The organism is Pseudoalteromonas sp. RW-H-Ap-1, from assembly GCF_048318575.1.
Lineage (GTDB): Bacteria > Pseudomonadota > Gammaproteobacteria > Enterobacterales > Alteromonadaceae > Pseudoalteromonas.
On sequence record NZ_CP166996.1, the window covers coordinates 527,412 to 541,252 of the forward strand.

Annotated in this window: 15 protein-coding genes; 11 read left to right on the plus strand and 4 right to left on the minus strand. The window is 40.1% G+C overall.

All coding sequences use genetic code 11. The features are described from left to right. The first annotated feature begins 51 nt into the window (after positions 1-51). Both AB8618_RS02450 and AB8618_RS02455 read left to right on the plus strand, forming a co-directional pair. Complete coding sequence (locus AB8618_RS02450) at positions 52-558, plus strand: DUF3087 domain-containing protein (RefSeq protein ID WP_413401278.1); 507 nt, start codon at positions 52-54, stop codon at positions 556-558. Between the two features lie 169 nt (positions 559-727). Continuing rightward, entirely contained in the window at positions 728-1,180 is a 453-nt protein-coding gene (locus tag AB8618_RS02455; RefSeq protein ID WP_413401279.1) for a low molecular weight protein-tyrosine-phosphatase, read from the plus strand. A gap of 60 nt (positions 1,181-1,240) precedes the next feature. Here the strand turns inward: AB8618_RS02455 and AB8618_RS02460 are convergent, their stop codons facing one another. After that, positions 1,241-2,338: a TonB family protein gene (locus AB8618_RS02460; protein WP_409424711.1), complete on the minus strand. Its 1,098-nt coding sequence runs from the start codon at positions 2,336-2,338 to the stop codon at positions 1,241-1,243. 236 nt (positions 2,339-2,574) lie between these two features. Here AB8618_RS02460 and AB8618_RS02465 point away from each other — a divergent pair, with 236 nt between their 5' ends. From AB8618_RS02465 to csrA, 6 genes are all read left to right on the plus strand, one after another. After that, complete coding sequence (locus tag AB8618_RS02465) at positions 2,575-3,198, plus strand: GTP cyclohydrolase II (RefSeq protein ID WP_413401280.1); 624 nt, start codon at positions 2,575-2,577, stop codon at positions 3,196-3,198. 400 nt (positions 3,199-3,598) lie between these two features. Then, the gene (locus AB8618_RS02470) at positions 3,599-4,387 is read left to right on the plus strand and encodes a BPSS1780 family membrane protein (protein WP_413401281.1); all 789 of its coding nucleotides are present in this window, start codon (positions 3,599-3,601) and stop codon (positions 4,385-4,387) included. After that, positions 4,387-4,839: a regulatory protein RecX gene (locus AB8618_RS02475; protein WP_138604929.1), complete on the plus strand. Its 453-nt coding sequence runs from the start codon at positions 4,387-4,389 to the stop codon at positions 4,837-4,839. Before AB8618_RS02470 ends, AB8618_RS02475 begins: the two co-directional genes overlap by 1 nt. A 19-nt stretch (positions 4,840-4,858) precedes the next feature. Further along, a complete protein-coding gene (gene alaS / locus AB8618_RS02480) occupies positions 4,859-7,459 on the plus strand; it encodes an alanine--tRNA ligase (protein WP_413401282.1) in 2,601 nt (866 codons plus the stop codon). Positions 7,460-7,465: 6 nt separating this feature from the next. Further along, a complete protein-coding gene (locus AB8618_RS02485; RefSeq protein ID WP_055013358.1) occupies positions 7,466-8,683 on the plus strand; it encodes an aspartate kinase in 1,218 nt (405 codons plus the stop codon). 89 nt (positions 8,684-8,772) lie between these two features. Further along, a complete protein-coding gene (gene csrA, locus AB8618_RS02490) occupies positions 8,773-8,964 on the plus strand; it encodes a carbon storage regulator CsrA (RefSeq protein ID WP_004587515.1) in 192 nt (63 codons plus the stop codon). Between the two features lie 53 nt (positions 8,965-9,017). Here the strand turns inward: csrA and AB8618_RS02495 are convergent, their stop codons facing one another. The 3 genes from AB8618_RS02495 to AB8618_RS02505 form a co-directional block, all read right to left on the minus strand. Beyond that, entirely contained in the window at positions 9,018-9,485 is a 468-nt protein-coding gene (locus AB8618_RS02495) for a YcxB family protein (RefSeq protein WP_413401283.1), read from the minus strand. Between the two features lie 133 nt (positions 9,486-9,618). Next, positions 9,619-9,810, minus strand: coding sequence for a hypothetical protein (locus tag AB8618_RS02500; RefSeq protein WP_008115136.1), 192 nt, complete (start codon positions 9,808-9,810; stop codon positions 9,619-9,621). 50 nt (positions 9,811-9,860) lie between these two features. Continuing rightward, positions 9,861-10,034: a DUF1328 domain-containing protein gene (locus AB8618_RS02505; RefSeq protein ID WP_002961939.1), complete on the minus strand. Its 174-nt coding sequence runs from the start codon at positions 10,032-10,034 to the stop codon at positions 9,861-9,863. A 521-nt stretch (positions 10,035-10,555) separates the two neighbouring features. Between AB8618_RS02505 and AB8618_RS02510 the strand changes: the two genes are divergently transcribed. Genes AB8618_RS02510 through AB8618_RS02520 form a run of 3 tightly spaced genes read left to right on the plus strand, consistent with a single transcriptional unit; the run spans position 10,556 to position 13,740 of the window. Continuing rightward, the gene (locus AB8618_RS02510; RefSeq protein WP_413401284.1) at positions 10,556-10,801 is read left to right on the plus strand and encodes an OadG family protein; all 246 of its coding nucleotides are present in this window, start codon (positions 10,556-10,558) and stop codon (positions 10,799-10,801) included. 12 nt (positions 10,802-10,813) lie between these two features. Then, positions 10,814-12,595 carry a sodium-extruding oxaloacetate decarboxylase subunit alpha gene (gene oadA, locus AB8618_RS02515; protein ID WP_413401285.1) on the plus strand — a complete coding sequence of 594 codons (1,782 nt, stop codon included), beginning with the start codon at positions 10,814-10,816 and terminating at the stop codon, positions 12,593-12,595. 14 nt (positions 12,596-12,609) lie between these two features. Further along, positions 12,610-13,740, plus strand: coding sequence for a sodium ion-translocating decarboxylase subunit beta (locus tag AB8618_RS02520; protein WP_008115142.1), 1,131 nt, complete (start codon positions 12,610-12,612; stop codon positions 13,738-13,740). Positions 13,741-13,841: the final 101 nt, after the last annotated feature.

The window sequence follows — 13,841 nt, forward strand, 5'->3', positions numbered from 1 at the left end:
TTTAGCTACAATGGGGCTGTGTATTTTTTAGTTTTTTACTTTTAGGCAACTATGCAACTTATTCAAATAGATAAAGCTCGTTATCGTAAACATTTAAACCGCGTAATCGTTGGCTGTGCAGTAGGTTTAGCTGTGGGCAGTTTAGCAATTTCACAAACGCTTATTGCATTATTTCCCGATGAAAGTGGTAGTCATTTTCATTGGAATTTATTAGGCGTTATTGTTACGAGTATTGGCATAGGTTGGCTGTTAAATAAATACCGAACAAATCCCTTTATGACTGAGGTGGTGTATGTATGGGAGCTTAAAAAAGCGCTTAATAAAATCACTCGTAAAATGACTAAGCTAAAAGCGGCGGGACGAGAAGGTAATCCCGATGCATTATTAGCGATTCAATATAGTTATGCAGGCTCACGATTATTATGGTTGCTTGACGATAACACCATCACTATGGATGATTTAGCGATTAAACAAGCCGAGTTAGATAGCGTTGCTGCCAAGTTCAATTTAACATTGAATGCTGACGACTACGATGATGCAATTTTAAAGCAGTTTTAAGTTATAGGGATTGCAAAAATTATAACCCTCTCTCAGGCCTTCTGCTTTTTCCTTACGTATGAAAAACGCGTATGTTTAGTGCTTAAGCAACTGGAAGGCTAGCAAAAACTATTAGCCTCATTAAAATAACGTTTATTACTGATTTTTTGCAAAAGCTTGGGAGTCATAAGTGAAAAGAGTATTAATAGTGTGTTTGGGTAATATATGCCGTTCACCTACCGCAGAGGCAGTATTAAAAGCGCGTGCTAAAAAGTTAGGCATTGATCTACTAGTGGACTCGGCAGGGACTATTGGGCACCACGAAGGTAATCCTCCTGATAAACGCTCAATGCAAGCTGGCGAAAAAAGGGGTTATAGTTTTAAAGGTATTTTTTCGCGTAAGGTACGCAGTAGTGATTTTAGCGAGTTTGATCTTATTTTAGCGGCCGATATACAAAACCTGTCGGATTTAACCGCACGTTGCCCTGAACATTTGCAGTACAAGCTTGCGTTGTTTTTAGAGTATGGCGAGCAAACACAAAGTGCGATCCCCGATCCTTACTATGGTGGTGATGATGGCTTTGAAAAGGTACTCGATTTAATAGAGGCCGCCAGCGATAACATTTTAGCTAAGTTAAAGTAATCATAGTGAGAGTTCAGGTTAATAAACAAAAAGGCGCTCATCGCGCCTTGTTATAATTAGTTAACGTTTTACTTTAAAATCGAGCTGTACTTTAGAAGTTGCTGCAACCGCTTTTCCATTTTCAAATTTAGGGGCATAGCGCCATTGCTCCAATGCTTCTACTGCCGACTTTTCAAAGGCCAAGCCACCCTCAGAGCTAAGTACTTGCAGATTTTTTACAAAGCCAGATTCATTTACTTCAAACTCCATAACTACGCTGCCATCTTTACTAAATCGCGCTTTGTTTTTAGGGTATTTAGGTTCAACGCGGTATAGTGGTGTTTGCTCTTGGCTTTCTTTCCACGGCACCATTTTAGCTATCGCGATACAGTGTTTAGTGGCTTCATCACTTTTGCCTTGTTTTTCATACAAGCCAATTAATCTTGAATGTGCGGTAAGCTCGGCGGTGTGATCGTAATTTAAGTTTTCATCAAATACCTTTACTACGCGATTAAGTCGTTCAATTGCTTGAGTGTATCTTTTTCTACCCTCAGCAAACGACGCCATTAAAAAGTCAGCTTTTATTCGTTCAACCGAGTTTTCAGGTAAGTTAGCTTGATAGTACTCATCGGCCTCTTCTAAGTAGTTTTTAGCTTCATGGTATTTTTCGTAGCCGAATTTATTGGCTAATATGGTTGCCGCTTCTAATTTCATGTCAGCCAAAAATTTAGGTTTGTTTTGCGTGTTTGCTATTGCAATCACTTGATCTAAATAATAATCCGCTTTTTGAGCTGAGGGCGCAAAATTAGCCATACCAACTAAAGAATCAACGGTTTCTAACGATTTTTTACCATGGTTGTTAACAGAAATAGTATAGGCTTGCTGGTAAAGTGAAAAACGCTTTTCAATCCATTTTTTGCCATAGCCATTAATTGATTTTGCATAGTTAATAGCTAAGTTTGCGGTGTTATCTGAATTATCACCGTAAACAGATTTACCTAATGTATAAGCACGCTCGGCAGTTTGTTGTACATTTTCTGCAGCTTTAACCGCATCCAGGTAACTTTGATAAGCATTGTTAAATTCTACTTGAGAGGTAGTTACTTGCTCTGCCTGTGAGGTGGAACACAGTACTGATAAACTTAAACCTATCAGTAATACACATTTATTGAGTTTCATAATGGTCCTTATTATTTGTCGGTGGCAAATTAGCAAACCTTTGTGTATTTGTCATTATTTTAGGTAAATTAAGGTCAATACGCGTTACTAATATATTTATGCTTACATATTGAAAACAGCCGCTGTCGTCGCCATATATTTGCCATAAACAGTCTTGTACTACGGTGTATTTATCTTGTTTTGTGATATTATCACTTTATTGTCGTGTCGTAGTTATTTAAATATTTGGATTTGTCGTGGCGCAAGTAAGAGCAAGAGTCCAGCTTAATGTTGGCAAAAACAGTGATATCCCTGCAGAAATAGTGTCATTTACTGACTTGAAAGATGGCCAAGAGCATATTGCTATGGTGTTTAATAACGCCGATACCGAGCAAGGTGTTCCGCTTATTCGCATGCACTCTGAATGTTTAACTGGTGATGTATTTCACTCGTCACGTTGTGACTGTGGTGAGCAGTTAAACGAGTGTATTGAAATGATGCATGAGCAGGGCGGTATTTTACTTTATTTACGCCAAGAAGGGCGTGGTATTGGTTTATATAATAAAATTGATGCGTATGTACTGCAATCACAAGGTATGAATACTTACGAGGCTAACAACCATTTAGGTTTTGCTGATGACTTACGCGATTTTTCGGATGCAGTATTAATGCTCAATGCGCTTAATTTAAAGCACGTTAAGTTAATGACCAATAACCCTAAAAAGCTCAACGCATTAAAAGATGCAGGTATAGAGGTCGACTCTGTTGTGGGCACTCATGCACACATCAAAGCAGGACTTGCCGGTAACAAGGCGTATTTAGAGACAAAGATTAAGCATGGCTCTCACATGCTAGATATTAAGAAAATTAAAAAACCTTAGGGTCTGTTGACCTTTCAAGGTTGAATTTTCAGCAGTCTGTTTGGTATTTAGGCAAGGCAGAGCCTATGTGGTGTGGTTATTCCCCATAAATAGGCGATAACGCAGCATCAATGCCAAACAGGCGCTGCCCGAAGGGTTCTGCCTAGGGGCGATTTACTCTTTGTTGCCTACATGGATGTAGGTAAGGGGCGTGAGCAGGACGCGGAAGCTTTGCTCGGTTTTGACTTAGCCCACTAGGTTACAAACCTCGCGCCGCGATTAAATCGCCCCTAGTTTGAACAAATTTTAATCCGTAAAGGGCAGCAGACCCTAATATTAACGGCATTTATCGCCACCACCTATGTAATACCAGCCAACGCCGAGTTATACTCGGCGTGTTTTGTTTTAATTAAGAGCAAGTATGTCTACACAATTACGAATTTTTAAAGCGGATGCAGCATTAAAGTGGCTTAAAGCAGGTTGGCTAATTTTCAAAACTCAACCATTAACTTTTATTTTTATGCATTTGTTTATTGGCATTGTTGGCTTATTGTCGTTATTTTTGCCGGTATTACAAATAGCCGCAGCATTGGCTACACCATTTTTAACTGCAGGCTTTTATCAGGCCGTGCTTACCAAGCAGCAAGGCGGAAAAATTATGTTAGCCGACATTTTGAAGCCCTTTTCAGCCAAAGGAAATCGCTTAGGCTTATTTCGCTTAGCGCTTTATCAAATGGGAGCGGGGATTTTAATTGCCTTGCTCGCCAATGGTTTATTTGCTGATGCAATGGCGGTTATGACGCAGCCAGACCTAGATCCAAACACCGCCGTTAGTCAAATGCTTGAGAGTATTTCGTTTGCTAATGTGGCATTGTTTTTAATTGCGCTCTCAATCTACTTTACTTCGTTTGCCTACGCAGTACCGCTGGTTTACTTTAATAAAGAGCAACGTATTTTAAACGCCTTAAAAAGTTCGTTTATGGTGTTTTATTATAATATTTTACCATTGAGTGTTTATGGTATTATTTGCGCATTATTAATGGTGGTGTCGATGTTCTTATCGCTACTACCGCTGTTGATTTTAATGCCAATTTGCTACATTAGTTTCTTTGTATCTTATCAGGCTATTTTTATGCCCGTTGTGCCACCAAGTGATGACAGTAACATTAAGCCTTTAAGTAGCGAGCAAAGCGGGCGCTTTGACGCTTAATGGATGATACGTTAAAACAAAAGTTAAAAAACTATGTGCTTTGGTTACTAGGAAGGCAAGAGTATTCGCGCCGAGAGTTAACTCAAAAGTTACAGCAAAGAGAAGCAACCGATGAATTCATAGAAAACCTGCTTGATTGGTGTGAAAAGCACAACTTTATTAACGAGCAGCGTTACTGTGAAGGGTTTGTAAGAAAACACATATTTAAATGCCATGGCTTAAAGCGAATTCAAAGTGAAGCCATGAGTAAAGGGATTGATAGAGCACTGCTTGAAACAGTGGTTGATGAGCTGGAAATAGATTGGTTTGAGCTCGCGCAGGAAGCGTACAACAAAAAATATTCAACGACACCGGCAAACCTCGAGTACAAAGAAAAAGCTAAGCGCGTGCGCTACTTAATGTATCGAGGTTTTAGCTACGATCAAATAAATTTTGCAATGCAAGCACAGTAAATACAGGTGAGACTTTCACATGCAGCACATGACTACCGCACAAATTAGGCAACAGTTTTTAGACTTTTTTGCCAGCAAACAACACCAAGTTGTTCCTTCTAGTTCGCTTATACCGGGTAACGATGCCACGTTGTTATTTAATAATGCCGGTATGGTACAATTTAAAGATGTATTTTTAGGCGCTGAAAGCCGCCCTTATACTCGCGCAACGAGCTCTCAGCGTTGTGTACGCGCTGGTGGTAAACACAACGATTTAGAAAATGTTGGTTACACAGCACGTCACCATACCTTTTTCGAAATGCTAGGTAATTTCAGCTTTGGTGATTACTTTAAGCAAGATGCAATTAAATTTGCGTGGGAGTTTTTAACTGAAGTTGTAAAACTACCAAAAGAAAAGCTTTTAGTAACTATTTACCACGATGACGAAGAAGCCTTTGGCTACTGGGCTAACGATATAGGTTTACCTGAAGATCGTATTATTCGTATTGCAACGAGCGATAATTTTTGGTCTATGGGTGATACCGGCCCTTGTGGTCCATGTTCTGAAATATTTTATGATCACGGTGAGCACATTTGGGGTGGTCCTCCGGGCACTCCTGAAGAAGATGGCGACCGTTTCATTGAAATTTGGAACTTAGTATTTATGCAATACAACCGTCAAAGCGACGGGACTATGGAGCCACTTCCTAAGCAATCTGTTGATACTGGTATGGGCCTTGAGCGTATTTCAGCTATTTTACAAGGTGTGCATTCAAACTACGAAATCGATTTATTCCAAGGCTTAATTGCCGCCGCTGCAAGCGTTACTAATGCACAAGATATGGATGATAAATCGCTTCGCGTGGTGGCGGATCATATTCGTTCGTGTGCGTTTTTAATTTCAGATGGGGTTATGCCATCAAATGAAGGCCGTGGTTATGTGTTACGTCGTATTATTCGTCGTGCAGTTCGCCATGGTAATAAATTGGGTGCTAAAGGCGCGTTTTTCTACAAGTTGGTAGCAGCGCTTATTGAGCAAATGGGTCAGGCGTATCCAGAACTTGCTAAGCAGCAAGAAATTATTGAAAAAGTACTGCGTATTGAAGAAGAGCAGTTTGGTAAAACGCTTGAGCGTGGTTTAGCTATTTTAGAAGAAAGCTTGAGTGATTTAACCGGGGATGTGATCCCAGGTGACTTAGTATTTAAACTTTACGATACCTATGGTTTCCCTGCCGATTTAACAGCCGATGTAGCGCGTGAACGCCAAATGACCATTGACCATCAAGGTTTTGAAGCATGTATGGCAGTGCAACGTAAAACAGCACAGCAAGCGGGCAAATTTGGTGCAGATTATAATGAGCAATTAAAATCAGATAAGCACACTGATTTTAAAGGCTACGATAGCAATCATTACCGTGGCACTGTGGTTGAGATTTTTGCCGGTGGCGAATCTGTATCGTTATTAGAAGATGGTCAGCAAGGTATTATTGTTTTAGACCGTACTCCGTTTTACGCTGAATCAGGCGGCCAAATTGGTGATAGCGGAACAATTACTGTTGCCGGTGGTGAGTTTAAAGTAACGAATACCACTAAATTGGGCAATGCTTTTGCTCATCATGGAACAGTTCAAGGGCGCATTGGCGTTAACGATAAAGTGGATGCGACCATTGACGATGCGCGTCGTGAAAGCATTAAGAAAAATCACACAGCTACGCACATTTTACATGAAGCATTACGTCAGCTTCTAGGTGAGCACGTATCGCAAAAAGGCTCACTTGTGCAGCCAGATCGCCTGCGTTTTGACTTCTCACATTTTGAAGCCGTGACCAAACAAGAACTGCGCGAAATTGAACGTGTAGTAAATGACGAAATTCGTCGTAACTTTGCACTTAACACTGAGCTAATGGCAATTGATGATGCTAAAGCAAAAGGTGCTATGGCATTGTTTGGCGAAAAGTACGATGACGAAGTACGTGTAGTAACCATAGGTGATTACTCAATTGAGCTTTGTGGTGGTACACACGTAGAGCGTGCAGGCGACATTGGTTTATTCAAAATAGTATCTGAAAGCGGTATTGCTGCCGGTGTTCGTCGTATTGAAGCGGTAACCGGTGCAGAAGCAATCGCGTATGTTAATGAACAAGAACAGCAATTAGCAGATGTTGCAGCGCTTGTAAAAGGTGACAGTGCGTCAGTACTTGAAAAAGTAACTGCCTTACTTGAAAAGTCGAAAGGACTTGAAAAGCAAGTTGCCCAACTTAACGATAAACTAGCCAGTGCGGCAGGTGCATCGTTACTTGATTCAGTGGTTGAAATTAATGGGGTTAAACTACTAATTGCCAACGTTGAAGGAACTGAATCAAAAGCGCTTCGTGGCATGGTTGATGACCTTAAAAATAAGATTGGCTCAGGCGTTATTGCTTTAGGTGTTGCCAGCGGTGATAAAGTAAGCCTAATTGCGGGTGTAACTAAAGACTTAACCGGTAAAGTAAAAGCGGGTGAGTTAGTTAACCACATGGCAGGCCAAGTAGGTGGTAAAGGCGGCGGTCGTCCAGATATGGCGCAAGCGGGTGGTTCTGAGCCACAAAACTTAACTGCAGCACTTGATAGCGTAACAGCTTGGTTAACTGAGCGTACTTAAGCTTAAGTGGCACTTATAGTTCAAAAATTTGGCGGCACTTCGGTAGGCTCAATAGAGCGTATTGAAGCGGTCGCCGACCTTGTTGTTAAAACTAAGCAACAAGGCCACCAAGTGGTGGTGGTGCTTTCGGCAATGTCGGGAGAAACCAATCGCTTAATTAATCTTGCCAAACAAATCGACTCTCGCCCGAGTAGTCGTGAACTCGATGTATTGCTCAGTACTGGTGAACAAGTCTCTATTGCTTTATTAGCAATGGCGATTATTAAACGCGGCCATTCTGCGGTTAGCTTGTTAGCCGATCAGGTGAATATATTAACCGATAACATGTTCGGCAAAGCCCGTGTAGAAGACGTGGCTGCAACACGTTTAAAACATGAACTTGAACATAACCGTATTGCTATTATTGCCGGCTTTCAGGGCCGCGATATTGAGGGCAATGTGACTACGCTTGGGCGTGGTGGCACCGATACCTCTGCGGTTGAAATAGCGGGTGCAATAAAAGCCGATGAATGTCAGATCTATACCGATGTTGATGGCGTATATACAACAGATCCTCGTATTGAACCTAATGCAAGACGTTTAAGTCATGTTACCTTTGCCGAAATGCTTGAGCTGGCTAGTTTAGGTGCTAAAGTGCTACATATTCGCTCTGTAGAGTCGGCTGGTAAGCACAATGTACCATTAAGAGTGTTATCTAGCTTTAAACCTGATGAAGGTACATTAATTAGTTTTGAGGAGAGCGATGTGGCGAGTAACGTTGTGTCGGGTATTGCATTTAATCGAGACGAGTGTTTGATTAAGGTACATGGAGTACCGCAAGGCACTAAAGCGCTTGCAAAAATTTTGAAACTTTTTGCAGATAATGGCATCGAAATAGATATGATTAATCAAATTAATCATAAAGTTGAAAAAGTCGACTATGCTTTTACTGTGCATTTAAATGATTATTTAAACGCACTTGATTTGTTAACGGCTGAGCAACAGCAATTTGACGCACAGGCAATTGACGGATTAACTAATGTGGCGAAAGTGTCAGCTGTGGGTATGGGGATGAAATCTCATTCTGGGGTGGCGAGTTTATTTTTTGATTCGTTAGCACAAGAGAATATTGATGTGATGTTTGTTTCGACCTCAGAGATAAAAATTTCAGTTTTAATCGATGAGAAATACCTTGAACTGGCTGTTCGTGCATTACATAAGACATTTTTAACAGAAAATGAATAGATTGAGAGTTTTTACTTACTTTTTAGTCTAATTTTAATTAAAATGTGTTGCGGAATCTTATAATTTTATTGGAACATGGGAGCAAGAGAATGCTAATACTAACTCGTAGAGTAGGCGAGACCCTTATGATTGGTGACGAAGTAACCGTTACTGTTCTGGGTGTTAAAGGAAATCAAGTTCGTATCGGTGTTAACGCACCTAAAGACGTATCAGTTCATCGTGAAGAAATTTACATGCGCATACAAGCTGAAAAGTCTAACCCTAATCCGGGCAATGCTTAATCAAGATAATATAAAATGTGTTAGTTAAAAACTATGACATTTATAAAAGCCACTCACTGAGTGGCTTTTTTGTTAATAAAATCAATGGTTTCTTCGTTGAGCATTGCCTTGGAAATGTACTGCATACCGCTTTTACTTTTTAACAATAGGCCGCAATCTGTAGTAATTACTTCATTAATGTCCTGCCAAGCTAACTGGTAATTTTTGTAATGATTGGTTGATTTTATTCCGTCCTCGTCGAAGGTAAGGGTTACTTCAGAGCCTGACGCTCTGCTAAGCATTTGCCTTGTTACCCACCAAGGGCGGCGATAATAAAAAGCAATGCACTCAAGTAAAGCTAACATAAGCAAGAATGTACCAAGGTAATGATCGCCTAAACCATAAATGCCAAATAACCCTAAAACCACAAGTAGCGCCAATAAAAAGTATTTAGGTTGTGCACGCTTACTATAAGGCAGCGATTGGTCAAAGCATTCATAAAAATAAGGTTTATCGAGTTTATAAGTTGTTGTAAAGACCATGTGTTTGCACTTAAAAGCTATTTTTTATTATTTTAGCTTAATGCGCAGCTTAAAGGGGAAATGACTAGAAACTATTTATATTTTAGGCATAAAAAAACGACCCGTAGGTCGTTTCTTAGCTAAATAAATAATATTAGCAATTAGTCTCTTCGGCATTAACGCCTTCTTTTACTTCTTCACAGGTATCTTCTACCTTGTTTTGAACATCTGTCACGGCTTCGTCAATACGCTCACCGGCTTCTTCTGCATGATTGTCTTCACAACCCATAATAAATGCACTTGCGAATAGACCAATAGCTGCAGCTTTAAGTGTTGATGATTTCATAATGTAATTCCTTGTATATAAATTTAAAAAGAGAGTTCGTTGTTTCTTATCTACCTGGGGCTTTTACCACGTAAAGCGCCAGAGACAAGTGAAATAACCAGTAAAACTAAAAAGATAAAAAATATGATCTTAGCAATTCCTGCTGCGGCTCCTGCAATACCACCAAATCCTAAAACGGCTGCGATTAGTGCGATCACCAAAAATGTAATTGTCCAGCGTAACATTGTCATCTCCTTGATTTATCTAAGTGTTAAAGTGTTGTTTTTATATAAGCGAGTAATGTGCCAGTATTTTATTTTGTTTTAAATCAATTGTTTACTTCAATTTTTTGCGATTGGCTTTATATTGAGTTGGTAATTTTTACGATCTTATCGGTAACTTATTCACAGTTGTGTGCGGTGAGATAATAAATAGTTGTTGCTCTTTACTTTGGTAAGACCAATTAACATTTGTTTTGAAGGTTATTAGTGGGTTAGCACAATAGGTTTGTTTTATATGTGTTTTTACAAAGTATTAGTGTTTTTATATATTCTTTGTTTATAACGAACATTTTTAGCATCTATATATCTGGGTTAAATAAGCTATTTTAGGTGGTGTTAACCTTATTGGTGATATGTTACTTTTATATTAATTGGTTTTACCAATTTACAACGTGTAGACAAAAGAATAATTTTTGTTACTATTGGTGAATAGTTATTTAAATAAACCGATTTTTTATGTGTTTGGTTTTAAACAGGGGAGAATTATGGATATAGGGGCTTTACTCACAACTGCAGGCAATTTAATGCTAACAGGCATGGTGGGTGTGTTTGTATTTCTTTCTTTATTGATTGGTGCAGTGACACTCATGTCTAAGCTGGCTAGCAAGTTTTCTCAGCCAGAACCAGAAGTATCACAGAGAACGCCATCTTTTAAATCTCAAGGTGTGCCAAATGAGCACATCGCTGCAATTAGTGCTGCCATTGCTCAGTACAAAACAAATAATAATTAGAGGAGCATACTAATGGCTAAATTAAAAATAACAGAACTCGTACTTCGTGACGCACATCAGTCGCTTTTAGCTACCCGCATGCGATTAGACGACATGTTACCTATTGCAAAAAAAATTGATGACGCAGGTTATTGGTCCATAGAATCTTGGGGTGGGGCTACCTTTGATTCATGCATTCGTTATTTAGGCGAAGATCCATGGGAGCGTATTCGCGCGCTTAAAAAGGCGATGCCAAATACACCACAGCAAATGTTACTTCGCGGGCAAAACCTATTAGGGTATCGCCATTATGCTGATGATGTGGTTGAAAAGTTTGTTGAGCGTGCACACAAAAATGGCGTAGATGTATTTCGTATTTTTGATGCCATGAATGATGTACGTAACTTGGAAACAGCGATAAAGGCGGCGGTTAAAGTAGGGGCACATGCGCAAGGTACAATTTCTTACACAGTAAGCCCGGTACATACATTAGATATCTGGTTAACGCTTGCAAAGCAGCTTGAAGAATTAGGTTGTCATTCAATTTGTATTAAAGATATGGCGGGATTGCTTAAACCATATGATGCAGAAGAGCTTATTAAAGCGTTGAAAGAAACAGTTTCCATTCCTATTGCTATGCAATGTCATGCAACAACGGGCTTAAGCACCGCTACTTATCAAAAAGCGATTGATGCCGGCATTGATATGCTCGACACCGCTGTATCATCTATGAGCATGACTTATGGCCATTCAGCAACTGAAACAATTACTGCAATTGTGGAAGGAACCGAGCGTGATACCGGGCTTGATTTAAACCACCTAGAAGAAATTGCCGCTTACTTTAGAGATGTGCGTAAAAAGTACGCTGCATTTGAAGGTAGTTTAAAAGGTGTAGATGGTCGTATTTTATTAGCCCAAGTGCCAGGTGGCATGTTAACTAACATGGAAAATCAGCTTAAAGAGCAAGGTGCTGCTGATAAATTAAATGAAGTACTACTTGAGATTCCTCGAGTACGTGAAGATTTAGGTTTTATTCCACTGGTTACACCTACCTCACAAATTGTTGGTACTCAAGCGGTATTAAATGTGCTCACTGGTGAGCGTTATAAAACTATCACCAAAGAAACCGCTGGTGTATTAAAAGGTGAGTATGGTTCAACACCTGCACCAATGAATAAAGAGTTACAAGAGCGCGTGCTTGATGGTAGTGAGGCAATTACCTGTCGCCCAGCCGATATTATTAAACCTGAACTTGAAACGCTCGAGGCTGAATTAAGCAAGCATGCGCAGGAGCAAGGGCTAACTTTAGCTGATGAGCAAATTGATGATGTACTTACCTATGCGTTATTCCCGCAGATTGGTTTGAAGTTTATTAAAAACCGTAATAACCCTGATGCATTTGAGCCTGTTCCTAGCGCTGATGATAACGCCAATAAAGCACCTGAAAAATCAGCGGCAAACAATAAAGGCGTTAAGGCAGAGCAATACAGCGTTAAAGTAGATGGTAAAGTATATGATGTTGTGGTTGCTCAAGGTGGTGAGCTTAAAGAGGTTACGTTAAAAGACTCAGAGCATATTCCACAGTCAGCATCGGTTGCCTCGGGTGAAACTCTTAATGCACCACTGGCCGGTAATATTTTTAAAATTAAAGTAAAACCCGGTCAGGTAGTCAATGAGGGTGATGTGGTAATTATTATGGAAGCCATGAAAATGGAAACCGAAGTACGCGCCATGCATACCGGAACGATTGCTGAGGTGCTTGTTTCTGAGGGCGATTCAGTATCAACCGGCGATGCAATGATTGCACTAGCTTAAGGAGTAAATAGAGGATGGATGGTATTTTAAACCTCTGGCATGCCACAGGCATTGCTAACTTTACATTTCCTGGGCTGATCATGATTGCCGTTGGTTGTTTGCTATTATTTTTAGCAATTGCCAAAAACTTTGAGCCGTTATTGCTACTGCCCATTGGTTTCGGAGCTATTTTAACTAATATTCCTGTAGCTGGTTTATCAGATCCAGGTGGCTTACTTTACTATGTTTATTATGTTGGTATTGATACCGGTATTTTTCCGCTATTAATATTTATGGGAGTGGGGGCATTAACTGATTTTAGTGCCTTGATTGCCAACCCGCGTATGTTGCTATTAGGTGCGGCAGCGCAGTTTGGTATTTTTGCGACGTTATTTGGCGCTATTTTACTTAACTTTATTCCGGGATTTGAATTTAGCTTACAAGATGCTTCTGCAATTGCGATTATTGGTGGTGCAGATGGGCCAACCGCTATCTTTTTAGCGTCAAAGCTGGCCCCTGATTTACTGGGCGCAATAGCCGTGGCTGCGTATTCGTACATGGCGTTGGTTCCTATTATTCAGCCACCTATCATGCGTGCGTTTACAACGCCTGAAGAACGCAAAATTCAAATGCCAGAACTGCGTAAAGTATCTAAAAAGGAAAAAATTATTTTCCCACTGATGGTGCTTACCTTAACTGCTATATTCTTACCTGCGGCAATTCCGCTGGTTGGTATGTTCTGTTTAGGTAACTTAATGCGTGAGTCGGGTGTAGTTGATAGGCTCAGCAACAGTGCGCAAAACGAAATCATTAATATCACCACTATATTTCTAGGACTTGCAGTGGGCTCTAAACTTGCTGCCGAGCAGTTCTTAACAGTAGAAACTATTGGTATTTTGGTACTGGGTGCACTGGCGTTTGCTATTGGTACAGCCTCAGGTGTATTTATGGCTAAAGGCTTAAATAAGATATCAAAAACCCCCATAAACCCATTAATTGGTGCTGCGGGTGTATCCGCTGTGCCTATGGCAGCACGTGTTGTTAATAAGGTTGGGCTTGAAAATAACCCGCATAACTTCTTATTAATGCATGCCATGGGGCCTAATGTTGCAGGGGTGCTTGGTAGTGCTGTTGCGGCAGGTATTTTACTCGCTCTTGTGGGTTAAATATAATTTAGACTCAACCTATTAGCGCAGTTTACTGCGCTTTTTTTTGCATAAAATTCACTGTTTTGACTTAAGCGGTTTCTTGTATAGGGTTTTTTGTT